This is a genomic window from Aromatoleum anaerobium (assembly GCF_012910705.2).
GTDB classification, from domain to species: Bacteria; Pseudomonadota; Gammaproteobacteria; order Burkholderiales; family Rhodocyclaceae; genus Aromatoleum; species Aromatoleum anaerobium.
This window is the reverse complement of record NZ_WTVG02000037.1, coordinates 185,564-205,465: the sequence shown is the minus strand read 5'-3', so window position 1 is coordinate 205,465 and position 19,902 is coordinate 185,564. Positions and strand designations below refer to the sequence as shown.

The following is a 19,902-nucleotide window of genomic DNA, read 5'->3' as shown; positions in this document are numbered from 1 at the left end:
ATGTCACCGTCGCCTGCGTTCAACTTCGCCGCCGGCCCCGCCCGCCTGCCCGACGCGGTGCTCGAGCGGGCGCGCGACGAACTTTTTGCGCGCGGGCCGGACGCCGCCTCGGCGCTCGAACGGCCTTTCACCGACGACGCGTTTCGCGCCACGCTCGCCCACGCCCGCGAACGCCTGGCCGAACTGCTCGCGCTGCCGCCGAACTACCGCATCCTGTTTCTCGCCGGCGGCGCGCTGCACCAGTTCTCGCTGGTGCCGATGAACCTCCTCGGCGACGCGCGTCACGCGGCCTACGCCGACTCGGGCTACTGGTCGCGGCGCGCGATGGCCGAAGGCGCTCGCTACGCCGACGTGGTGCTGGCCGCCCGCCACGCCGGCCCGGTGCCGCTGGCCGCGCCGGCGCTCGGCCGCTGGGCGCTGCCGGCCGGCTGCGCGTACTGCCACATCACGCCGAACGAGACCGTCGACGGCATCGCCTACCCCGGTTTGCCGGACACCGGCGACGTGCCGCTGGTCGCCGATTGCACGTCGTGTTTCCTCACCGGCCCGGTCGAGGTGTCGAGATTCGGCGTCCTCTACGCCAGCGCGCAAAAGAACATCGGCCCCGCCGGCCTCACCGTCGTCATCATTCGCGAAGACCTGCTCGGGCGCCCCGCGCCCCGCGTGCCCGCGCCGCACTGTTACCGGCTCCAGGCCGAGCACGACAGCTGCGTCAACACGCCCCCGACGTGGGCGATCCACGTCGCCGGCCTCGTTTTCGACTGGATCGCCGACGCCGGCGGCCTGGCGGCGATGGCCGCCGCGAACCGGCGCAAGGCCGAAAGACTCTATGCGGCCATCGACGGCAGCGAAGGCTTCTACGTCGCGCCGGTCGCGACCGGACACCGCTCCGGCTCGAACGTCCGCTTCCACCTCGCCGACGACCGGCTCACCGACCTCTTCCTCGCCGAAGCCGAGGCGCACGGGCTCACCCACCTGCGCGGCCACCGCCAGGTCGGCGGGCTGCGCGCGAGCCTCTACAACGCGATGCCGGAAGCCGGCGCCGCAGCGCTGGCGGACTTCATGGCCGGCTTCGCGAGGCGTCACGGATGAGCCGCATCCGCCTGCGCTGGCACGACCGGCCGGGCCTGGCCGGCGGCATCGACAAGGACGGCACGCGGGCGGAGGAACTGCTGAGCCTGGGCTTCGGCAGCGTCGAATTCGGCACCGTCGCCGCGCACCCGCAAGCGCCTTTCAGCCTCGCGGCGCTGACTGCGCGCCTGGCCATCCTGCCGCCGCGCCATCCCGACGGCAGCGCGATCGGCATCGGCATCGGCCTGTCGCCCGGCGCGGCGCCGGCGGACTTGCCGGCGCAGTGGCTCGCCGGCCTCCTGGGCGCGTGGCGAATTGCGGACTACGTGAGCTTCAATCTCAGCGCGCAAGCCTGCCGGCCGCTGCTCGCCCGCGAGCATCTGCCGCTCCTGGCCGCAGCCATGAAGTCGATCGCGGCCGAACGCGACCGCCTGCCGCGCCGGATCCCGCTGGCGCTCAAGTTTCCGCTGGGCACGGAAGGCGAGCCGCTGCCGGACGTCGCGGCAGCGGCCGCGCAGGCCGGCTTCGACGCGCTGACCGTGGTCCTCCCCGCAGCGGGCGGGCAGCTCTCGCGGCTGGCGCGCTTCGCCGCGCTGGCCCATCGCATCGCAGACGGCCCGGCGCTCGTCGCGGTGGGCGGCATCCGCACCGCCGTCGATGTCGGTGCGGCCCGCGCCGCCGGTGCAGCCGGAGTGCAGGTCCATCGCGCCTTTGTCGACGCCGGGCCCGACTGCCTGCGGGCGCTCACTGGCGCGAGCGGCGCGCGCCGGCGCGCGGCCGTCCTGCCGGGATGATCAGCCGGGCCACGCCCGCTCGATCAGCGCTGCTGCCGCGTCGGGCGTCGCGAGCAGGCCCGCGACCTGTCCGGCCGGGCGGTTGAAGCGGCTGGCGATGAACGCCGCCGCGACATTCCCCGGCGCATGCCGCAGCAGCAATCCCGCCTGCACCAGCAGGACCAGCTGCATCGCGACGCGGCGCGCGTGCCATTCGGCTTCGGCCGGTGCGCGCAGCGCGTTCGCCAGGTCGCCGAGCGCCTGCACGAGCACCGCGTCGCCGGCGAGGCCCTCCGACAATTCCCGCAGCAGCGCCTCGATGCCGTCCGGCTCGCGCGCGACGGCACGCAGCACGTCGAGGCACATCACGTTGCCGGAACCTTCCCAGATCGAGTTCACCGGCGCCTCGCGGTACAGACGTGCCATCGGCCCATCCTCGACGTAGCCGTTGCCGCCCCACACTTCCATGCATTCGGCGGTGAACGGGATCGCGCGCTTGCAGATCCAGAACTTCGCCGCCGGCGTGACGATGCGCCGCCACGCGCGCTCCAGCGGGTCGTCGTCCGACTCGGCCGCCTTCGCCAGGCGCATCGCCAGCATCGTCGCGGCTTCGCTTTCGAGCGCGAGCTCGGCCAGCACGTTGCGCATCAGCGGCTGCGCGACGAGCACATTGCCGAACGCGGAGCGGTGCCGCGCGTGGTGGATCGCTTCGACGAGCGCGCGGCGCATCAGCGCGGCGCTGCCGAGCACGCAGTCGAGCCGAGTCTGCGCCGCCATCTCCATGATTGTCGCGATGCCGCGCCCCTCGTCGCCGACCAGCGTGCCGACGGCGTCCTCGAACTCGACCTCGGCCGACGCGTTCGAGCGGTTGCCGAGCTTGTCCTTGAGACGGCGGATGCGCACCGCATTGCGGCTGTCATCCGGCAGCCAGCGCGGCACGAAGAAGCACGACGGCCCCGCGCTGGCCTGCGCCAGCACCAGATGCGCGTCGCAGGTCGGCACCGAGAAAAACCATTTGTGCCCGACCAGCGCATAGTCCCGGCCGCCGGCGCCGAGCAGGCGCGCCCGCGTGGTGTTCGCGCGCAGGTCGGAGCCGCCCTGCTTCTCGGTCATGCCCATGCCGATCGTCACCGAGCGTTTGCCCGCGAGCGGCACGTCCCGCCCGTCGTAGTCGCGCGAGCGGAACTTGTCACCCAGCGCGCCGAACAGCGCCGGCTCCCGGCGCAGCACCGGGATCGACGCGAAAGTCATCGTCACCGGGCACAGCGACCCCGCTTCCGCCTGCCCGTGCAGGAAGAACGATGCGGCCCGCGCGACGTGCGCGCCGGGACGCGGCTCGAACCACGCCGAACTGTGCACGCCGTCGGCATACAGCATCGCGAGCAGGCGCGACCACGCGGGGTGGAAATCGACGTCATCGACGCGCCGGCCGCAGCGGTCGTAAGCGACGAGCTCCGGCACGTGACGATCGGCGAGTTCCGCGAGGCGCTGCGTGTCGGCGCTGCCCAGCACCTCGCCCTGCCCGCGCAGCGCCTCCGTGTGCCACGCCGCACCTTCGCGCACGAGCGCCTCGCGCAGCGCAATGTCGGAGTCGAACAGATTGCAGTCGCTCAGCACCGGTACCTGGTTGAAGACTTCATGAGTTCGCCACATGGGGCCTCCCGCCGCGACGCTCCACCGTCTTTCAGCCTAGACATGCCTGCTGCGGCCGGCAATCTCCGGGCAATCACGGCTCAGCTCGCCGCGTCGCCGCCACGACCTCACGACCGCGCCGGACCTGCTTTTCCAGGGTTTCTGAAGATGTCATCTTCCTTGCACGGCTGCGCCATTTGGCCCATCATTTGGTTATATTTGGCTCACAAGGTGACACCATGACTCAGACGCTCTCGCTGCAGGATCGATTGAGTGACAAGCTGAGTGGGGTCCTCGGCATGGACAGTGCAGCCGACGAGCTGACGTTGGCGCGGACCGATCGCAAGCGGCTGGGCGCGATGCTGCTTCGCACCCTGTCCGGCGAGCGTGTGCTGGAGCCCGCCGACGTCTATCGCGTGATCCCGCGCCGCACCTGGGTTCGGCGCAAGGGTGAAGGCACGCTGACTCCGGCCGAGTTCGATAGTCTGTACCGGCTGGTTCGGCTGCGATTGCTGGCCGACCTGGTCTTCGACGACCGCCAGCGCGCCCACGACTGGCTCCACACGCCGAAAACTCGTCTTGGCGGTGTCGCGCCGATGGATTTCGCGGCCGACTCCCTCGGCTTCGAGGCCGTGGAGAACTGGCTCCACGAGATCGATCAAGGGTACTTTGCGTGATCCTGTGGCGCATCAGCAACTACGCCGAACTCTCGGGCGCCGGCGGACTGACGCACCCTGGCCGTTGGCACAACCGCGGCCGCCCGGTCGTATATCTGGCGGAAAGTGCGGCCGGTGCGTTGCTGGAGGCACTGGTCCACGTCGAGGCGACTCATCCCGGCGAGCTCCCGCGGCACTACCAGCTGCTGGAGGTCGAAGTGCCCGACGGGGCCTCGATTGCCGATCCGGACTCGCCCGACGGTCTGCGGCTGGAAACTGGATGGCAGCACGAGTTCGCGGCGACCCGCCGCTGCGGAGACCGATGGCTCGCCTCCGGCACATCGCTGCTGTTGCGCGTGCCGTCCGCCGTCGTCGGGCGAACCTGCAACGTCCTGTTCAACCCGCTTCATCCCGGGGCACGGGAGTGCCGCATCCTGTCGGCATTGCGCTACCCCTTCGACGACAGGCTGCTCGGCAAACCAAAAGGTTAATGCCGCTATTGCCGGGCTGCGCCGAGGCGGCGCCACAGGTCGCGCACGACGCCGACGAACGCGGCGGTCCACGCGGCGAGCGCGGCATACAGGAAGATCGGCGGCACGAAGCCGAGGAAATCGAACCCCAGCGCGCCGGCCATCTGCTGCGTGCTCGCGGCGTACATGCCGAGCGGGAAGACCGCGCCCCAGTACAGCGGGTCGTACTTCAGCGGGAAGCGCTTGTAGATATGCCGCCACAGGCCGAGGATCAGCAGCATCGGGATCCACCATGTGCCCGTCGCCCAGTAGAAGACCGTGAACCCCTTGAGGAACGGCAGCAGCGAATGCAGGAAAGGCGCGTCGGGGGCGTTCGCGATCAGCAGCGAGCCGGCGAGTGTCGAGATCGCCATCGCGCCCATGTTGATCCAGTACGGCGGCGCGAGGTCGCCGGGCGAGAACAGGAAGAACGTGTAGCGGTAGAAGATCAGCGACATCATCCAGATGTAGAGCATGCCGCCCCACAGCCACATCGACAGCGCGAAAAAGTTCAGCTCCAGCCGGTAAGGCTGCTCGAGGTGGTTCGCGAGCAGCGCGCCGAGCACCGCGATCGACTGCGTCGCGACCACCGCGAGCAGCCAGCCGCCGCTGATGCCGCGGTCGAGCGTCGGCTTCTGCTCCTTGACGGTGAAGGCCGTGAAGATCGTGTAGGTCAGCCCGATCCACAGCGCGATCGCGACGAACCACAGCGCGAGCCCGACCGCTTCGCTGTCGGCGAGGATCAGGAACTGGCTGCCGAGGATGCCGGAGGCGGCGACAGCGGTGAAGAACCCGGGCCCGCGCAGGTGATCGACCATGTCGCCGAAGAAGCGCTGCGGAAAGCGGACCATGCGCAGCACGAACAGCAGCGCGATGACGGCGTAGATGCCGACGTTGAGGATGAACAGCGCCTGCGCGAGGCGCGGCAGCGCGAGCCGGTGCGCGCCCAGCGAGATGATCCCGGTCGCCATGACCATGCCGAAGTAGGCCGGAGACATGCCTTCGAGATCCTGCAGCAGGCGCGCGCCGGCAAGCGTGCGTGCCGCCGGAACGGCGGTCATTCCTCGGTGCTCCGCGGCGACCACCCGCCACAGGGGACGGACGGCGTGCCGGGCGGGCGGGAAAACGCTCCCGGTGGCAGATCAAGCCCCGTGTGCCGGAACAACTTTCCGCTTGCTGGAAGCATTTCTTCTCCCGAGGCGTGCCGGATTCGGCGCAAAAAGCATATCACGCTCCGCGGCAGGCCTCGGCCTAACCCGGTGTTGCTTGCCGTTGTACGGTAGGTACAATAACCACCATGAACAGCAAGCAAATCATCAAGCAACTGGAAACGGACGGCTGGTTTCTGGCGCGGGTCAAAGGCTCGCATCACCAGTTCAAGCATCCGAGCAAGCCGGGCTTGGTGACGGTCAAGCACCCTGACAGCGACATCCCCGCCGGTACGCTGAACAGCATCAGGAAGCAGGCGGGGTGGAAATAGGAGGTTGTCATGCGTTTTCCCGTGGTGTTGCATTCCGACGATGACGTTCGTTTCGGCGTGACGGTGCCCGATCTGCCCGGCTGTTTTTCGGCGGGCGACACCTTCGACGCGGCGCTGGATTCGGTGGTCGAGGCCATCGACCTGCATCTGGAGGGGCTGACCGAGGAGGGCGGCGATATTCCCGTGCCGCGCCCGATTGCCGAGCATCGGACCAATCCGGATTTCGCCGACGGCGTATGGGCGGCGGTCGAGGTGGATGTGTCGCGCTTCGAGGGGCGCGCCGAGAAAATCAACATCACCCTGCCGCGTCGCCTGCTGGCGAAGATCGACAGTTACGCCAAGGCCCACGGCGAGACCCGTTCCGGCTTTCTGGCCGAGGCGGCCCGTGCGGCGATGCGCTAAGGGGAAGACCCGACCAACGATGATGGAGTCGCCTGTGAACCGCATTGACCACTGCACAGAGGAAGCCATCCGGCGCTTCCTCGCTCTGATCGCCAGCCGCTACGACACGGCAGGCGCGATCGTCTACGGTAGCCGGGCGCGCGGGACGCACCGCCCGGATAGCGATGCGGATGTCGCCGTGCTCCTCAAAGGTGAGCATCAAAGGGTCCTGACAACCACTCTGGCGATGGCAGACGTGGCCTATGACGTACTGCTTGAAACGGGCATCAACATCTCGCCGCTACCAGTGTGGCTCGACGAATGGGAGCACCCGGAGAATTTCTCCAATCCCGCGCTGCTCCGGAACATCGCCAGGGAGGGGGTCAGGCTGTGAAGACCGAGAACTGATGGCGAAGACAAATAGGTTTCGTCGATTGACTAGCCCTCGCAGCCCCGCGGCGGGTGGGCGTACCAGCGGCCCGGCTCGCCTTCGTACAGCGTGACACGCGACCAGAAATCCCAGCTGAAGCCGATGTCCTGCCGGTCGCCGGTGGTCAGCGCGCGGGCGAAGAACCAGCCGCTCGTGCTCGCGCGGCCAGCGACCACGTGGGTGCCCGGCGAGGCCGTGGCCTGCGCGCAGCTCATGCCGGAACCGCCGCGCGCGAGGACTTCGACCGTGCGGCTCGCCGACGCCGTGTTGCCGGCGCTGTCGGTTGCGCTGTAGGTGCACGCGTAGCGGCCCGGCCGGGCAGGGTCGACGCTGCTGCAATCGGCGCTGACCGTGAGCGCGCCGTCCTCGGGGTCGGTGGCCGTCGCGCCCGGATCGACGAACGCCTGCCCCTCTTCCAGCCGTAGCGGGTTCGCCCCGGCGATCGTGATGCGCGGGCCGCCGGGCTCGGCGGCGGCCGCGCGCGGATGGCGCTCGAAGAAATTCCACGCGATGTCCGGGAAACTCGGCCCGCGCCGGATCGACCACTTGCCGTCCCGCCCCTGTTCGCCGCCGATCCAGTAGTGGCCATGGTCGGTGTCGGACGGGTTCGGTGTCGCCTGCGGGCCGTCGTAGAACACCGTCTCGACGACCGAGCGGCTGGCGGTGGCTCCGTCCGTGGTGAAGACGGAATGCCGGCAGCCGTAGTCTTGGTCGCCGAACACCGGGGTGCACGGCATCTGCCGCGCCATCGCCGTCGCCGGCGTATCGTGTCCGGGCGAGCCGAACACCGTCAGCTGGGCGTCGCGCAGGTTGCGGCCGGCGGGCTGGACGACCGTGCAGTCGGCGTTGTTCTGCACCACCAGCAGCGGGATCGGGTAAGGGTCATCGACTTCGGCCTGCATGTCGGCGGCGACGCGGCCAACCGGATGGAACGTCGCCCGCCCCGGGCACTGGCCCGACAGCGACACCGACGCCGAATCCTCGCCATACGGGATGCCGGCCACGCTCGCGGCCGCTGCCCAGTACTCGTTGTGCGCGACCGCCGCGACCACCGTCATCGCCCCGCCTGACGACAGGCCGGTGATGTAGCGCCGCGCCGGGTCGATCGAGAAGTTGCCCTCGACTTCGCGCGCGATGCGATGCAGGTCTTCAGGCTCGCCGCGCCCTTCGTGCTGGTGCGCGTCGAACCAGAACCCCCAGCAGTTGGTGTTGCGCAGGCCGTCGTAGCTGGTGATGCGCGGCGCGACGAGGATGAAGCCATAGCGTTCGGCCGCGGCGGTCAGGCCCCAGTCGCGCAGCACGTCTTCCTCGGTCTGCTGGCAGCCGTGCAGCGCCATGACCAGCGGCGCCGGCCCGCTCAGGCCGTCCGGGACATAGACCTTGTACTGCCGGTCGCGCGAGCCGGAATAGTCCTGCGCGCGGAACGTGAAGGACTCGGTCGTGCCGGCCACGGCCGCGCCGCACAGGACCAGCAGCACCGCAGCCAGCGCATTTCGCCATACCCGTTTCACGCGCATCGACACACCTCCCTGAGGATCGCCGCGGAAAATCCGCCGCGATCGATCATCTCGCGCGTCCCGCCGCGCCGAAGCGACGCCGACGCTCCGGCCGCTGTGCTCCCCCTGCCCTGCGCCTTCACTGTAACGCAGCGCGCGTATTGACACTGTTTTGCGCCGCTTTTGACACGTCGCGCAGATTACTTCGCGACCCCCTTTCCCCTTATCTGTGAGCGGGATGCGCCGTCTCATTCAGCGCACGCAGGACGACTTCCCGATCGATTGCGTCGAGGGCCGCTTCGAGGGCGGCGGGGTCGCGGGGGGGGAGCGGTCGGGTTTCGTGGTACTGGATCATCCGGGGGGCCGTGGCGTGGCCGCGGCTGGCGGCTCTTGCGATCCACTCCATCCCCGCCTTTTCGTCGGCTGGCGCGCCGGTCCCGGCGATGTGGCAGCGGCCCAGCCAGTGCATGGCCTCGGGGCAATTCTGCTGGGCTGCGGGCTCGAGCCAGCGGACGGCCTCTTCGGGCAGGTTCTGCGCGAGGAACAGCAGCGCGAGATCGCACTGCGCTTCCGCGATGCCGGCATCGGCCTCGCGGATCAGTTCGCGGTCGTCGGGCTCCAGGCGTAGCCGGGAGAGCGCCAGCGCGTCGTCGAGCGCGACGAGCGTGCGTTCGCCGGCACCCAGGGTCTGTGTCCGCAGCAGCCCGTCCGCGACCCGGCGCCACAGCGTGCGCTTGCTGAGGCCCGACAGCGACGAGACGGTGTTCAGGGAGATGCAGTCCATCGTGGCTCCGACGCGGCGAGAAAGCGCGAGTTTAACTGCAGGCCCGGCCGGGCAAAACGGTTTCGCGGCACAGGCGCCTCCGGCTGCGCCATGCCCGTCCTGCTGGCACGACCGGGTGTGCCATTCGAATCGCGTGGCACAGGTGGGGGTGTGCCAAGTGTGGGGGGTGGCACACCCCGGATCGCCTGAACCCCGCTGTTTCCGGCCTTTCTCGGCATGGCGCAGCCCTTGCGTTGTATGCCGCAAGCGGGATTTTCCGCGGGCATCCAAGGGAGTACAAAATGAAAAAGGCACAACAGGGCTTTACCCTGATCGAACTGATGATCGTCGTCGCGATCATCGGCATTCTGGCGGCGGTGGCGCTGCCGGCGTATCAGAGCTATACGGTTCGCGCCCGCGTGTCCGAATTGCTCCTTGCGGCGAGTTCAGCGCGCACGTGTGTCACCGAAGCTTCCCAACTCAAGGGCGCGGCGTCCGGTGGCAGTTGCGAGAAGCCTGGTACGGGTGGCTTAGTGGATAAGACCACCCTCGACGCTGCCACCGGCATCATTACTGTGACCGGTACGGATGACACGAAGGCTCAAGTGATCACTCTCACTCCGAAGTGGAGTGCGACTGCGAACTCGGTTACATGGGCCTGCACGTCGAGCAAGCCGGAGTACGCTCCCCAGTCCTGCGGCGCCGCAGCTGCACCTGCACCTGCACCAAACCCTTAAGAAATGGAAAACGGAAGGAAAACGGGGACAGACCCTGAGGGACAGACCACCTTTTCCCCCTTGCTTCCGAAAAAGACCGCCTTGAATAAATACCTTGAATAAATAGGGGACAGACCACGTTTTCCCCCTTGCTTCCGAAAAAGACCGCTGCGGCGGTCTTTTCTTTTGGAACTGAAGCAAGCACGGAAACGGGGGACCACCATTTCGGCGAGTTCCTCGATGCGGCCCGAAGGGAACCTGTCGTCGTCACCAGGAACGATCGTCCGGTCGGGATCATGATCTCCATCGAGGACGCCGCCGACACCCGGAAAACGGGCACCCGGAAAACGGGGACAGACCACGTTTATTCCCCGGAAAACGGGGACAGACCACGTTTATTCCCTTGCTTCCGAAAAAGACCGCTGCGGCGGTCTTTTCTTTTGGAACTGAAGCAAGCACGGAAACGGGGTCCGCCATTTCGTCGAGTTCCTCGACGCAGCCAGCAGGAAACCTGTCGTCGTCCCCAAAAACAATCGCCCGGCCGGGATCATGATCTCCATCGAGGACGCCGCCGACACCCTGCTGCCCGAATTCCTGCTCGACAAGGATCCCGGATACGACGGCTGGCTCTTCGGCAAGGTTTCGGCGACGCTCGCGCGCGTCGACGCGAAGGAGGCCCGCCTCCACGACCACGACGAGGCGATGGCCCGGCTGCGGGAGCGCCTGCGGGAACACAGGGCCGGCAAGACCGCGTAAGAATGGGGATCGTCTGGACGGAAAAGGCTTTCTCGCAAACGAAGATCTGCGAAAGCCTTGCTGAGAAGTTGGCGGCATTGTCGTTTTCAGAAGACGACTGCACCAGTTCATTGGGCTGGTCGCCGCGTGTGCAGCGGACTTCTGATCGGCAGGCTTCAGCAGACCTATGCACGAGACACGCGGATTGCTCAAAACTCCCCTGCACGATGCCGCCTTGTGACGTAGTCACATTGAGACCACAATGGAAGTGTCCAAACTGTTCACGGAGAGCTGTCATGAGCACCACCGATACCTATGTCCGCGCTCGCATCGACACCAATACCAAGGAGCGCGCCGCCAGCGCGCTCGAAGCGATGGGGCTGTCGATCTCCGATGCCATCCGTCTGCTGATGCTGCGCATCGCCGACGAACACCGCCTGCCATTCGACGTGAAGGTGCCCAGTGCCACCACGAAGAAGGCTATTGCCGAGCTGGAAGCGGGCAAGGGCAAGAAGTTCGCCAGCGTTGACGATTTGATAGCGGACCTGCATGCGGACGATTGATCGTTCATCCGCCTTCAAGCGCGATTACAAGCGGGAGGCCAAGGGCCAGCACCGCGCCACGCTCGATGACGCACTCAAGCCGGTGTTGATCGCGCGGGCGACCGATCAGCCCTTGGGATGCACGCTACCGCGATCACGACCTTTCAGGCGATTGGGCGGGCTACCGTGAATGCCACCTCAAGCCCGACCTGCTGCTCATCTACCGCAAGTCGAATGCCGACACCATCCGGCTGGCGCGGCTTGGCTCGCACAGCGAGCTTTTCGGCTGACGGAATTTTCGGCGATTCCGGCTTCCTTAAGCCGGTTCGCTGTTCCATTGCGCCCAACTGGGGACAAGGGAAATACGGACAGGCCGGACAGACCTGAAATCACACCCAGTATCCGAGAGCAAAAACAGCCCTGCAGAAGAAGACGCCTCACGCCCCCGCGAACGCGGCCGGTCGGCCGAAGTGGAAGCCCTGGTAGAAATCGAAGCCGAGCGCGCGGCAGCGGCGGGCGCGTTCGGTGGTGTCGACTTTCTCGGCAAGCAGCCGCGCCGGGTACAGCCGCAGGCGGCGCACCAGCCGTTCGAGCGCGTCGGGATCGAGCTGCAGCACGTCGATCTTGACGATGTCGACGAGCCCGAGCAGCGGTTCATAATCGGGCGTGATCGCGCAGAAGTCGTCGAGCGCGAGGCGGTAGCCGAGGTGCTTGAGTTCGGCGCAGCGATTCACGACCGCCTCGTCAACTTCGATCGTTTCGAGCAATTCGAGGACCACGCCCTTTGTCGGCAGGCGTTCGACGCCGCGGCCGAGCAGGGTTTCGGCGTCGAGGTTGACGAACGCGGCGCAGCCTCCCATGACGCTGTGGACGCCGAGACGGCCGAAGACGCGCGCGATCACCTGCGCGGTGGCGCGTGCGCCGTCGCTGACCCTCGCTTCGCCTGAGCCGTCATCGCGGAACAGCAGCTCATAGGCGATCACATTGCGATCCTTGTTCAGGATCGGCTGACGCGCGACGAACACTTCGTTCTGGTTGCCCATGATTGCCTCCATTGGCGTGATTCCGGCGGCATGTATTGCCTCGACCGCCCTGCCCGGCCCGGCTCTTTCCGGACCATGACTGCATTCTTCGCCCCTGCGGCTGAACCGCTCATGAAGCCGGGAAAATAGGGGACAGACGGGAAAATAGGGGACAGACCACGTTTTCCCCCTTGCTTCCGAAAAAGACCGCCTCGGCGGTCTTTTCCTTTTGGAACTGAAGCAAGCACGGAAACAGGGGACCACCATTTCGGCGAGTTCCTCGACGAGGCGATGGCCCGGCTGCGGGAGCGCCGGCGGGAACGCAGGGCCGGCAAGACCGCGTATTGACAACAGCTACACGCCCTCCCACAATTCGTGTATCCAACATGTATGCAAAAGGAGCCACCCATGCGTGACGCGGCCATCAACCTGCGGGCCTTGCCCGAACAGCGTGACCTGATCGATCACGCCGCCAGCCTGTTGGGCAAGAACCGTTCGGACTTCATGCTCGAAGCTGCTTGCGACCGAGCACAGGCCGTGGTGCTGGATCAGGTTTTTTTTGGCCTGGATGCCGACAAGTTCAAGCAGTTCACTGCCATGCTGGACGCACCCCCCGGACCAAATCCCGGGCTTGAGCGCCTCATGGCCGTGCAGGCGCCGTGGAACACCGACGCGGCATGAGCTTGCAACTGAGCGCACCACAACCCCTCGCTGCCGATCATCTCCTCGAGGGATTCGCCAGCGGGGAGGCCAGTCTCGACGAATGGCTCAAGCGGCGGGCACTGTCCAATCAGTTGAGCGGGGCCAGCCGCACATTCGTCGTCACGGATCAGGAGGCGCGCGTTTTCGGCTACTACGCGATGGCGGTGGGAGCGGTCTCGCACCGGATGGCGACGGGCGGCGTGCGACGAAACATGCCCGACCCCATTCCGGTGATGGTGCTGGCACGGCTCGCTATTGACCATCGTGCCCAGGGCATCAAGCTCGGTGCGGCCCTGCTTCAAGACGCCGTCAATCGGGCCGTGGCAGTGTCGCAGAACGCTGGCGTGCGAGCCTTGCTCGTTCATGCGCTTCACGAGCGCGCCAAGCAGTTTTACGAGCACTACGGCTTTCAGGAATCGCCACAGCACCCGATGACGCTGATGCTGCGCCTGAACGCCGTCAAGGCTTGAGAGCGCAAAAATAGGCCAGGGCGCCAAAAACAGCACCTTCTGCACCATCCGCTCCTATCTCGTTATCATGCACAGGCAGGGCGCCAACCTCTTCCACGCTCTCACCCTGACTTTCCAAGGCCAGCCGCCCCCGCCTCGCTTCGCGTGAGATCCGCGGTCGCCGGCAAGAGCTGAGCAGGTACGAATATCCGAAAAACAACGAGGCTGGTAAATGAAGCTCAATCTTCCCGTCACGAATGTCGAAACCCTGTTGCCCGAGAACGAGTTCATCTATTCACGCACCGACCTGAAAGGGGTCACCGAGGACGCCAACGAGGCGTTCTGCAAGGTGAGCGGCTTTACCCGCGAGGAGCTGGTCGGGAAATCGCACAACATCGTGCGCCACCCCGACATGCCGCCCGAAGCCTTCGCCGATCTGTGGACGGATCTCAAGACGGGTCGTCCGTGGCGCGGACTGGTCAAGAACCGGCGCAAGGATGGCGGCTACTATTGGGTGGTGGCCAATGTGTCGGCGGTGCGCGAGAACGGCGCCGTGGTCGGCTACCAGTCGGTGCGCTCGCGCCCCGGCCGCGACGAGGTGGCCGCAGCCGACGCGGCGTACGCGGCCCTGCGCAAGGGGGCCAAGACGCTCGGTGTCGAGCACGGGCGGGCGGTGCGCAAGCGGCCGGCGTGGCTGGAAGCCCTCATGTCGCTGCGGGCGCAGATGACGCTGGTTGGGTTGATGGCGGTGGTGCAGTCCCTGATGCTGTTCGGGCAACGGCTATTCGACATGGCGGCGCCGCGATCGCTGGAGCTGTTCCTGGCGGGGGTGGCGCTGGTCTACGGGGTGTTCTGGTTGTTCATTTACGCGGGGCGGGTTACGCGTGATCTGGACGCGACCTCGGCGTGGCTGGAACAGGTGCTCGCGTCGGGCAATCTGCGCACCCGCTTCGATCTGTCGCGGCGCGATGTGATCGGCACGATCGCGCGCGGTATCGATACTTTCGTGTCGTCCATTCAGGCGACGTTGCAGGGAGTCTCCGACATCACCGGGCAGGTCGCGATCGCGGCCGACGATGTCGACGGCGGAGTCAGGAACGTGCGCGATTCGGCGCACAAGCAGAGTGAAGCGACTTCGTCGGCGGCGGCGGCGGTCGAGGAGGTGACGGTTTCGATCGGCGAGGTCAATACCTATGCCGGATCGACCCGTGGCGTCGCCGAGGAGGCGGGCCAGACCTCGCGCGACGGGGTGGCGGTGATAGAAGGCGCAAGCAAGACCATACAGTCGCTGGCCGACACCGTGCATACCGCCGCCGCGCAGGTTGAGTCGCTGGGCAAGCGCTCGGAAGAGATCTCGCGCATCACCGCGGTCATCAAGGAAATCGCCGACCAGACCAACCTGCTCGCGCTCAATGCCGCGATCGAAGCGGCGCGGGCCGGCGAGCAGGGGCGCGGGTTCGCGGTGGTGGCCGATGAAGTGCGCAAGCTCGCCGAGCGCACCAGCAACGCGACCCAGGAAATCAGCGGCATGGTCAACAGCATAGGGGTGGAGACCCATTCAGCGGTGAATGGCATGCGCACCGGCGCGGCGCGTGTCGCGGAAGGGGTGTCGCAAGTGAATGAAGCGGCCGATTCGCTGCGCCGCATGCGCGATGAAATGAGCAAGACCATCGAGATGGTCAGCGAGATCGCCCACGCGGCCAACGAGCAGAACAGCGCCATGACCGACCTGGCGCGCAATCTGGAACAGGTGGCGGCGATGACTGAGCAGAACGTCGCGGTCGTGGAGCAGACCTCGGCGACCGTGAACTACCTGGAAGCCGTAGTTGCCAGGATGCGCAAGGCGGTCCAGCAATATACTGTCTGACCGGCCAAGGTCGCGGGGCGGCCGAAGTGGAAGCCTTGGTCGAAATCGAACCCGAGCGCGCGGCAGCGATGGGAGCGCTCGGGAGTGTCGACTTCTCGCCGTCGCTGCCTCGCCTCGCCCGATCCGTCGTCGCGAAACAGCACTCGAAGAAGGAATACCGTACCAGACGCTGATCGCAAGCGTTCCCCACAAGTACGTTACGGGCCGATTGACCGAGCGCCCTGCGCGGCAAGCCCGGAGCCCCGAGGCGAAGCGCCGCGTCCGGTCAGGCGACTGACGCCGCGAAATCCGGGGAACGCGCGCCCTCAGGGGCCACGGGCCTCCCCCTGCCGTTCACCTCTTGCGCAGCTTGCAAAGATGCGTATATTGATGCTTATTAACATCTTTTCTGATGATGGTGCTCGCATGAGAACGACTGTCACGATTGAGGATGATCTGTATGAAAAGGCCCTGGAAGTGGCCGACCCGACGATGGACAGGGCCGATCTCTTCCGCGAGGCGATGAAAACTTTCGTTCGGGTACAAGCCGCCAAGCGTCTTGCTGCGCTGGGTGGCACCGTGTCGGAGATGCAGGATGTGCCGCGACGGCGCGGCGAGCCCTCGCAATGAAAGGCGTCCTGGTCGACACCTCGGTATGGGTTGACCACTTCCGACAACGCAATGATGTCCTGGTGGACTTGCTCGATCTGGACCTGGCGCTGACGCATCCAATGGTCCTGGTCGAACTTGCGTGCGGAACACCACCCGCACCCCGTGTTCAGACACTCAGCGACATAGGACTCCTTCAACAGACGCAACAGGCGAGTTTGCGCGAGGCGATGGACTTCATCGAGCGCGAAAAACTGTATGGGCTTGGGTGCGGGCTGGTTGACATGGTTTTGCTGGCGTCAACGCTGATCACACCGGGCGCAGAGCTGTGGACGCTGGACAAGCGCCTTGCCGCGCTGTCAGAACGGTTCGGCGTGATGCATCGGTCGATCTTGCAGTAGAAGCGGTGTGGGTGGGCACCCACAGCCAAATCCGGGCCTGATCAGCGTTGACGCCAACGAAAACCCCTTCCCGCAGCCCGAACCGGAACGGCGCGACCAAGCGCAAACACCCAAGCCCCAGCCGCGCTAGCGGCCGTTTGTGTATGTACAAAAACCTTGTTCACGCATGTTTTTGTGCATACAATAAATAACATGGAAATCACCTTCGATCCCGCCAAGGATGCCGCCAACATCGCCAAGCACGGGGTACCCTTGTCGCTGGCCACCGAACTGGATTGGGAGTCACTGTGGGCCAAGCCCGATGAGCGCCGCAATTATGGCGAACCGCGCATGATCGGCTACGCCATCGCGGGGGAGCGCCTGTTTTGTGTGGTTTACACGGATCGCGGCGAGGTGCGTCGCGTCATCAGCCTGCGCAAGGCTAACCCGAGAGAGGTCAAACGCTATGTTTCTGAAGACTAAATCAGGCAAAAAGGTCTACCTCCCGACCCCGGAAGAGGACACCGCGATCGCGGCTGGAATCGCCGCCGATCCGGATACGTATGAACTGAGCGACAAGGAATGGGAGCAGCTCAGGCCGATCGGGCGCATCGGCCGCCCGCCCGCAGCGGTGACCAAGGAACGCATCACCATCCGCCTGTCGCCGGAGGTGGTGCAGGCCTTCCGCGCCTCGGGCGAAGGTTGGCAGACCCGCCTCGATGCCGCGCTGAAGGACTGGCTGAAGACCCATTCCCCCGCGTAAGCAGCTCGCGGGCCCGACGCGCGGGCTAGAGCCCCCCGCCACGATCGCGACCGCCACCGGCGCGGCCACCAGCAGCAGGCGCACGCGGTCCAGCCACTGGGCGACACGGGCGTTGCGCGTGCGCCCGACGGCCGCGCCAGCGGAACGATGCGCTTGCCGCATACGTTTTATTTGTCAGGACATCATCCGGACGTTACCATCGATCCAATGTCAGAAACCGGAGGCTGGCCATGACCACCTTGAACCAATCGAAAACCGAACGGATCGATGTCCGGGCGAGCGGCCCCGTCAAGCAGCTCCTGCAGGAAGCAGCGCGTGCTTGCCACAAGAACGTCAGCGAGTTCCTGCTCGACGCCGGCGTGACTGCGGCCAACCAGGCGCTGGCCGACCGTCGCCGTTTCGTTCTCGACGACGAGCAGTGGCAGGCATTCCAGCAGGCTCTGGATCGCCCGGTGCAGGCCAAAACGCGCCTGAAGAAACTGCTCACCGAACCTGGAGTGCTGGGTTGAGTGCAGCGTATGAACCGATAGGCAAACTCAGTGCCGCAGACGCCGTCGAAGGTTTCGACTGTGGTCAGCCGGCACTGAATCAGTTTCTGCATCAGTACGCGCTGGTCAACCAGAAGGCCAACAGCGCGCAAACCTACGTCTGCCGCAGTGCCGGTGAGGTCGTCGGTTTCTACAGCCTCGCGGTAGGCAGTGTTGATCCCGAGTCGGCACCTGCGCGGGTGATGAAAGGTCTCGCTCGCCGCCCTGTCCCAGTGATGATTCTGGCCAGGCTGGCGGTGGACAAAGACCATCAGGGCAAAGGGCTGGGCAAAGCGCTGCTCAAGGATGCCTTGCAGCGCACAGCCCAAGCGGCCGACATCGCGGGCATTCGATGCTTGCTGGTGCACGCGAAGGACGATGCGGCGCGGCAATGGTACGAGTCCTGGGAGTTCGAGCCGAGCCAGACCGACTCTTATCATTTATTCCTGATGCTCAAGGATTTGAAGGCTTTGTTAACGTGAAAGCCCCCGAATCAGGCGAAATACCCCAGGCAGCGAGGGACTATCTGAATCAAGGTGAAGCAGATGCCGAAAACTGACTGACGACTACGAACGCGCCCATGACGGCGGCGCTCAGTGCGGCGAAAGACGCGACGCGTTCGGCGGGCTCGTCGTGGCGAGTCGCGGAACGCCCATCGCGATGCCCGCAAGGTGGACGCCGTCGGGGGAGAGCTTGGCGATTTTCTTTGCCGCGGCAGCCGCCGAAGCCACCTCCTCGGGATCGCGGAACTGCCCGGGCGACACGGCGACTTCGCCGACGGCGATCGTCGTCAGCGGGAAAAAAGCCCGGAACCCGCGCCGGTCCTCGCTGTGGAAGCCGCCCTGTTGCAGTTCCCGGACATCGAAGAGGCGGCGCGCTTCGCGATTGAACTGTGCGACGATCCGCTCGCAGCGCTCGGCCCAGTCGTCGCTCTGGAACAGCACGACGAAGTCGTCGCCGCCGACGTGCCCGACGAAATCCTGCATCCGGTCGCAGTGCCGGGCGACGATTTCCGCCGCCAGCTTGATCATCTCATCGCCCCGCCAGTAGCCGTAGAGATCGTTGTACGGCTTGAAGTTGTTGAGGTCGAAATAGCAGGCGGCGAACGAGGTCCGCGCGTCGAGCAGGCGCGCGATATGCTCGGTGACGGGGATGTTGCCCGGCAGCAGCGTCAGCGGATTCGCATGCCGAGCCGCCTCGATGCGCAGCTCGGTGACCGCGCGCACGAGACTCTCGCCCGTCGCGACGCCCACGTAGCGCCCCTCTTCGGTGACGATGAATCCGTCGTGCAGGTAGCGCTGATCCTCGCCGGCCAGCACGTTGATCAGCGAATCGAGCGGCGCGCTGCGCTCGGCGCAGATCGGATCCGCATTCATGAACTGCCTCACCGGCCGCCTGCTGTTGAGCTCGCGGTAAAACGGCTGCGCATAGCTCTCGACAAAGTCGCGGCGGTTGACGAGGCCCAGCGGCAGGCCGCCCGTCACCACCGCAACCGCGTGCAGGTCCGGATTCGCGCCGAACATGCGGAACAGCTCCTCGCTCGCAAGATCGGGAGCGACCGCGGGCGCGGCCATCTTCAGCCTGTCCACCGAGTGGCCGACGCGCTGCCGCCGCGACAGTGTCGGCAGCACCGAGATCTTTGCCGAACCGAGCACTTTCAGGACAGCGGACGACAGCGAGGACGCCGGCACCGCGGCCGGGCGGCCGATGTAGTAGCCCTGCGCATAGTCGCACCCGAGGTCGCGCAGCACCGCGAGTTCGGCGGCGTCCTCGATGCCTTCGGCGACCAGCGGCGTGCCGAGGACTTCGGCCAGCCGCAGCACGGTCCGGACGACCTCGAGCTTGCGGCTGTCGCGCTGCAGGCCATGCACGAAATACTTGTCGAGCTTGACGATCTGGGGCCTCAGTTGCACCCACAGGCGCAGGCTCGAACGGCCATCGCCGAAATCGTCGATCGCGAGCGTGATGCCGCGCGCGGCGAGGACCTTCATCGCCACCTGGAGCCCATCGGCATCCTCGACGCGTTCGTGTTCCGTCAGTTCGAGCACGAGCCGGTCGGGGGAAAGCCCGGCCTCGTGCGCATGCTGCAGCAGCTCGCGCCCGTGATCGAGCGCAAAATGTTCGATCAGGGGCGCGGACAGGTTCACGAAGAGCTTTCCGGGCAGGCCCAGCCGCGGAAACGCGGCGATCGCGCCGAGGCACGCCGCACGCTCGAGTTCCGCCAGGCGCCCGGCGCTGCGCGCGGCGCGCAGCAGTTCCTCGGGCGAACGCAACGCCGAGCCTTGCGGCCCGCGCATCAGGGCCTCATAGCCGAGCACCGAAGCGCGGCCGATGTCGGCGATCGGTTGAAATTCGTATTGGAGCGCCTGCGTATCGAGCAAGGCGTTGAACAGGGCAAGAGGGTCGGACGTCGACGGCAT

General features: G+C 66.3%; 27 protein-coding genes. 21 read left to right on the top strand and 6 right to left on the bottom strand.

Annotated elements, in window-relative coordinates; translation table 11 throughout:
• Window positions 1–1,092, top strand: a complete 1,092-nt coding sequence (gene serC, locus GO606_RS06990) for a 3-phosphoserine/phosphohydroxythreonine transaminase (RefSeq protein WP_169117974.1) — start codon at window positions 1–3, stop codon at window positions 1,090–1,092.
• Window positions 1,089–1,865 (top strand): dihydroorotate dehydrogenase, encoded by a 777-nt coding sequence (locus tag GO606_RS06985; protein WP_169117973.1) that lies wholly within the window; start codon window positions 1,089–1,091, stop codon window positions 1,863–1,865. Before serC ends, GO606_RS06985 begins: the two co-directional genes overlap by 4 nt.
• Here GO606_RS06985 and GO606_RS06980 read toward each other — a convergent pair whose 3' ends face one another.
• Window positions 1,866–3,497 carry an isovaleryl-CoA dehydrogenase gene (locus GO606_RS06980; RefSeq protein WP_169117972.1) on the bottom strand — a complete coding sequence of 544 codons (1,632 nt, stop codon included), beginning with the start codon at window positions 3,495–3,497 and terminating at the stop codon, window positions 1,866–1,868.
• 218 nt (window positions 3,498–3,715) lie between these two features.
• Between GO606_RS06980 and GO606_RS06975 the strand changes: the two genes are divergently transcribed.
• Together GO606_RS06975 and GO606_RS06970 are read left to right on the top strand one after the other, a co-directional pair.
• A complete protein-coding gene (locus GO606_RS06975) occupies window positions 3,716–4,153 on the top strand; it encodes an MbcA/ParS/Xre antitoxin family protein (RefSeq protein WP_169117971.1) in 438 nt (145 codons plus the stop codon).
• Window positions 4,150–4,623 carry an RES family NAD+ phosphorylase gene (locus tag GO606_RS06970; RefSeq protein WP_169117970.1) on the top strand — a complete coding sequence of 158 codons (474 nt, stop codon included), beginning with the start codon at window positions 4,150–4,152 and terminating at the stop codon, window positions 4,621–4,623. Before GO606_RS06975 ends, GO606_RS06970 begins: the two co-directional genes overlap by 4 nt.
• 5 nt (window positions 4,624–4,628) lie before the next feature.
• Here the strand turns inward: GO606_RS06970 and GO606_RS06965 are convergent, their stop codons facing one another.
• Window positions 4,629–5,702: a tellurite resistance/C4-dicarboxylate transporter family protein gene (locus GO606_RS06965; protein ID WP_169117969.1), complete on the bottom strand. Its 1,074-nt coding sequence runs from the start codon at window positions 5,700–5,702 to the stop codon at window positions 4,629–4,631.
• Window positions 5,703–5,938: 236 nt separating this feature from the next.
• Between GO606_RS06965 and GO606_RS06960 the strand changes: the two genes are divergently transcribed.
• The 3 genes from GO606_RS06960 to GO606_RS06950 are packed head-to-tail and all read left to right on the top strand — an operon-like array spanning window position 5,939 to window position 6,896.
• Window positions 5,939–6,121 carry a type II toxin-antitoxin system HicA family toxin gene (locus tag GO606_RS06960; protein ID WP_169117968.1) on the top strand — a complete coding sequence of 61 codons (183 nt, stop codon included), beginning with the start codon at window positions 5,939–5,941 and terminating at the stop codon, window positions 6,119–6,121.
• A gap of 9 nt (window positions 6,122–6,130) precedes the next feature.
• The gene (locus GO606_RS06955) at window positions 6,131–6,523 is read left to right on the top strand and encodes a type II toxin-antitoxin system HicB family antitoxin (protein ID WP_169117967.1); all 393 of its coding nucleotides are present in this window, start codon (window positions 6,131–6,133) and stop codon (window positions 6,521–6,523) included.
• A gap of 34 nt (window positions 6,524–6,557) precedes the next feature.
• Window positions 6,558–6,896 carry a nucleotidyltransferase domain-containing protein gene (locus tag GO606_RS06950; RefSeq protein WP_169117966.1) on the top strand — a complete coding sequence of 113 codons (339 nt, stop codon included), beginning with the start codon at window positions 6,558–6,560 and terminating at the stop codon, window positions 6,894–6,896.
• Window positions 6,897–6,940: 44 nt separating this feature from the next.
• On the opposite strand, the gene GO606_RS06945 is transcribed toward GO606_RS06950, so the two are convergent.
• Both GO606_RS06945 and GO606_RS06940 read right to left on the bottom strand, forming a co-directional pair.
• On the bottom strand, window positions 6,941–8,449 hold the full coding sequence (locus GO606_RS06945) for an extracellular catalytic domain type 1 short-chain-length polyhydroxyalkanoate depolymerase (RefSeq protein ID WP_169117965.1): 1,509 nt from the start codon (window positions 8,447–8,449) through the stop codon (window positions 6,941–6,943).
• Window positions 8,450–8,651: 202 nt separating this feature from the next.
• The gene (locus tag GO606_RS06940; RefSeq protein ID WP_246979425.1) at window positions 8,652–9,212 is read right to left on the bottom strand and encodes a tetratricopeptide repeat protein; all 561 of its coding nucleotides are present in this window, start codon (window positions 9,210–9,212) and stop codon (window positions 8,652–8,654) included.
• 281 nt (window positions 9,213–9,493) lie between these two features.
• Here GO606_RS06940 and GO606_RS06930 point away from each other — a divergent pair, with 281 nt between their 5' ends.
• The 4 genes from GO606_RS06930 (at window position 9,494) to GO606_RS22085 (ending at window position 11,474) form a co-directional block, all read left to right on the top strand.
• Window positions 9,494–9,928, top strand: a complete 435-nt coding sequence (locus GO606_RS06930; RefSeq protein WP_169119852.1) for a pilin — start codon at window positions 9,494–9,496, stop codon at window positions 9,926–9,928.
• Between the two features lie 528 nt (window positions 9,929–10,456).
• Window positions 10,457–10,663: a hypothetical protein gene (locus GO606_RS06925; RefSeq protein ID WP_246979424.1), complete on the top strand. Its 207-nt coding sequence runs from the start codon at window positions 10,457–10,459 to the stop codon at window positions 10,661–10,663.
• Between the two features lie 275 nt (window positions 10,664–10,938).
• Complete coding sequence (locus GO606_RS06920) at window positions 10,939–11,205, top strand: type II toxin-antitoxin system RelB/DinJ family antitoxin (RefSeq protein ID WP_169119853.1); 267 nt, start codon at window positions 10,939–10,941, stop codon at window positions 11,203–11,205.
• A 104-nt stretch (window positions 11,206–11,309) separates the two neighbouring features.
• Complete coding sequence (locus GO606_RS22085; RefSeq protein ID WP_425532201.1) at window positions 11,310–11,474, top strand: type II toxin-antitoxin system YafQ family toxin; 165 nt, start codon at window positions 11,310–11,312, stop codon at window positions 11,472–11,474.
• Between the two features lie 147 nt (window positions 11,475–11,621).
• Here GO606_RS22085 and GO606_RS06910 read toward each other — a convergent pair whose 3' ends face one another.
• The gene (locus GO606_RS06910) at window positions 11,622–12,227 is read right to left on the bottom strand and encodes an EAL and HDOD domain-containing protein (protein ID WP_169119854.1); all 606 of its coding nucleotides are present in this window, start codon (window positions 12,225–12,227) and stop codon (window positions 11,622–11,624) included.
• Window positions 12,228–12,614: 387 nt separating this feature from the next.
• Here GO606_RS06910 and GO606_RS06905 point away from each other — a divergent pair, with 387 nt between their 5' ends.
• The 10 genes from GO606_RS06905 to GO606_RS06860 all read left to right on the top strand — a co-directional run bounded on the left by GO606_RS06905 (window position 12,615) and on the right by GO606_RS06860 (window position 17,964).
• On the top strand, window positions 12,615–12,887 hold the full coding sequence (locus GO606_RS06905) for a type II toxin-antitoxin system TacA family antitoxin (RefSeq protein ID WP_169119855.1): 273 nt from the start codon (window positions 12,615–12,617) through the stop codon (window positions 12,885–12,887).
• Window positions 12,884–13,378 (top strand): GNAT family N-acetyltransferase, encoded by a 495-nt coding sequence (locus GO606_RS06900; RefSeq protein WP_169119856.1) that lies wholly within the window; start codon window positions 12,884–12,886, stop codon window positions 13,376–13,378. The genes GO606_RS06905 and GO606_RS06900 overlap by 4 nt, the downstream gene beginning before the upstream one ends.
• A gap of 211 nt (window positions 13,379–13,589) precedes the next feature.
• Entirely contained in the window at window positions 13,590–15,224 is a 1,635-nt protein-coding gene (locus GO606_RS06895) for a methyl-accepting chemotaxis protein (RefSeq protein WP_169119857.1), read from the top strand.
• A 26-nt stretch (window positions 15,225–15,250) separates the two neighbouring features.
• Window positions 15,251–15,397, top strand: a complete 147-nt coding sequence (locus GO606_RS06890) for a hypothetical protein (RefSeq protein WP_169119858.1) — start codon at window positions 15,251–15,253, stop codon at window positions 15,395–15,397.
• A 196-nt stretch (window positions 15,398–15,593) separates the two neighbouring features.
• Window positions 15,594–15,833, top strand: coding sequence for a type II toxin-antitoxin system VapB family antitoxin (locus GO606_RS06885; protein ID WP_246979423.1), 240 nt, complete (start codon window positions 15,594–15,596; stop codon window positions 15,831–15,833).
• Window positions 15,830–16,213: a type II toxin-antitoxin system VapC family toxin gene (locus GO606_RS06880; RefSeq protein WP_169119859.1), complete on the top strand. Its 384-nt coding sequence runs from the start codon at window positions 15,830–15,832 to the stop codon at window positions 16,211–16,213. The genes GO606_RS06885 and GO606_RS06880 overlap by 4 nt, the downstream gene beginning before the upstream one ends.
• Window positions 16,214–16,405: 192 nt before the next feature.
• Window positions 16,406–16,675 carry a BrnT family toxin gene (locus tag GO606_RS06875; RefSeq protein ID WP_169119860.1) on the top strand — a complete coding sequence of 90 codons (270 nt, stop codon included), beginning with the start codon at window positions 16,406–16,408 and terminating at the stop codon, window positions 16,673–16,675.
• Entirely contained in the window at window positions 16,659–16,955 is a 297-nt protein-coding gene (locus GO606_RS06870) for a BrnA antitoxin family protein (RefSeq protein ID WP_169119861.1), read from the top strand. Before GO606_RS06875 ends, GO606_RS06870 begins: the two co-directional genes overlap by 17 nt.
• A 230-nt stretch (window positions 16,956–17,185) precedes the next feature.
• Window positions 17,186–17,464, top strand: a complete 279-nt coding sequence (locus GO606_RS06865) for a type II toxin-antitoxin system TacA family antitoxin (protein ID WP_169119862.1) — start codon at window positions 17,186–17,188, stop codon at window positions 17,462–17,464.
• The gene (locus GO606_RS06860; RefSeq protein ID WP_169119863.1) at window positions 17,461–17,964 is read left to right on the top strand and encodes a GNAT family N-acetyltransferase; all 504 of its coding nucleotides are present in this window, start codon (window positions 17,461–17,463) and stop codon (window positions 17,962–17,964) included. The genes GO606_RS06865 and GO606_RS06860 overlap by 4 nt, the downstream gene beginning before the upstream one ends.
• 111 nt (window positions 17,965–18,075) lie before the next feature.
• Here the strand turns inward: GO606_RS06860 and GO606_RS06855 are convergent, their stop codons facing one another.
• Window positions 18,076–19,902: an EAL domain-containing protein gene (locus GO606_RS06855; RefSeq protein ID WP_169119864.1), complete on the bottom strand. Its 1,827-nt coding sequence runs from the start codon at window positions 19,900–19,902 to the stop codon at window positions 18,076–18,078.

What these genes read in the sequence shown, in the direction of transcription:
- GO606_RS06875 (WP_169119860.1), top strand. Translation starts at nt 16,406, where the DNA reads ATGGAAATCACCTTCGATCCCGCCAAGGATGCCGCCAACATCGCCAAG.
- serC (WP_169117974.1), top strand. Translation starts at nt 1, where the DNA reads ATGTCACCGTCGCCTGCGTTCAACTTCGCCGCCGGCCCCGCCCGCCTG.
- GO606_RS06985 (WP_169117973.1), top strand. Translation starts at nt 1,089, where the DNA reads ATGAGCCGCATCCGCCTGCGCTGGCACGACCGGCCGGGCCTGGCCGGC.
- GO606_RS06960 (WP_169117968.1), top strand. Translation starts at nt 5,939, where the DNA reads ATGAACAGCAAGCAAATCATCAAGCAACTGGAAACGGACGGCTGGTTT.
- GO606_RS06930 (WP_169119852.1), top strand. Translation starts at nt 9,494, where the DNA reads ATGAAAAAGGCACAACAGGGCTTTACCCTGATCGAACTGATGATCGTC.
- GO606_RS06895 (WP_169119857.1), top strand. Translation starts at nt 13,590, where the DNA reads ATGAAGCTCAATCTTCCCGTCACGAATGTCGAAACCCTGTTGCCCGAG.
- GO606_RS06965 (WP_169117969.1), bottom strand. Translation starts at nt 5,702, where the DNA reads ATGACCGCCGTTCCGGCGGCACGCACGCTTGCCGGCGCGCGCCTGCTG.
- GO606_RS06940 (WP_246979425.1), bottom strand. Translation starts at nt 9,212, where the DNA reads ATGGACTGCATCTCCCTGAACACCGTCTCGTCGCTGTCGGGCCTCAGC.
- GO606_RS06880 (WP_169119859.1), top strand. Translation starts at nt 15,830, where the DNA reads ATGAAAGGCGTCCTGGTCGACACCTCGGTATGGGTTGACCACTTCCGA.
- GO606_RS06955 (WP_169117967.1), top strand. Translation starts at nt 6,131, where the DNA reads ATGCGTTTTCCCGTGGTGTTGCATTCCGACGATGACGTTCGTTTCGGC.
- GO606_RS06945 (WP_169117965.1), bottom strand. Translation starts at nt 8,449, where the DNA reads ATGCGCGTGAAACGGGTATGGCGAAATGCGCTGGCTGCGGTGCTGCTG.
- GO606_RS06870 (WP_169119861.1), top strand. Translation starts at nt 16,659, where the DNA reads ATGTTTCTGAAGACTAAATCAGGCAAAAAGGTCTACCTCCCGACCCCG.
- GO606_RS06865 (WP_169119862.1), top strand. Translation starts at nt 17,186, where the DNA reads ATGACCACCTTGAACCAATCGAAAACCGAACGGATCGATGTCCGGGCG.
- GO606_RS06920 (WP_169119853.1), top strand. Translation starts at nt 10,939, where the DNA reads ATGAGCACCACCGATACCTATGTCCGCGCTCGCATCGACACCAATACC.
- GO606_RS06905 (WP_169119855.1), top strand. Translation starts at nt 12,615, where the DNA reads ATGCGTGACGCGGCCATCAACCTGCGGGCCTTGCCCGAACAGCGTGAC.
- GO606_RS06980 (WP_169117972.1), bottom strand. Translation starts at nt 3,497, where the DNA reads ATGTGGCGAACTCATGAAGTCTTCAACCAGGTACCGGTGCTGAGCGAC.
- GO606_RS06885 (WP_246979423.1), top strand. Translation starts at nt 15,594, where the DNA reads ATGCTTATTAACATCTTTTCTGATGATGGTGCTCGCATGAGAACGACT.
- GO606_RS06900 (WP_169119856.1), top strand. Translation starts at nt 12,884, where the DNA reads ATGAGCTTGCAACTGAGCGCACCACAACCCCTCGCTGCCGATCATCTC.
- GO606_RS06925 (WP_246979424.1), top strand. Translation starts at nt 10,457, where the DNA reads ATGATCTCCATCGAGGACGCCGCCGACACCCTGCTGCCCGAATTCCTG.
- GO606_RS06855 (WP_169119864.1), bottom strand. Translation starts at nt 19,902, where the DNA reads ATGCCGTCGACGTCCGACCCTCTTGCCCTGTTCAACGCCTTGCTCGAT.
- GO606_RS06910 (WP_169119854.1), bottom strand. Translation starts at nt 12,227, where the DNA reads ATGGGCAACCAGAACGAAGTGTTCGTCGCGCGTCAGCCGATCCTGAAC.
- GO606_RS06975 (WP_169117971.1), top strand. Translation starts at nt 3,716, where the DNA reads ATGACTCAGACGCTCTCGCTGCAGGATCGATTGAGTGACAAGCTGAGT.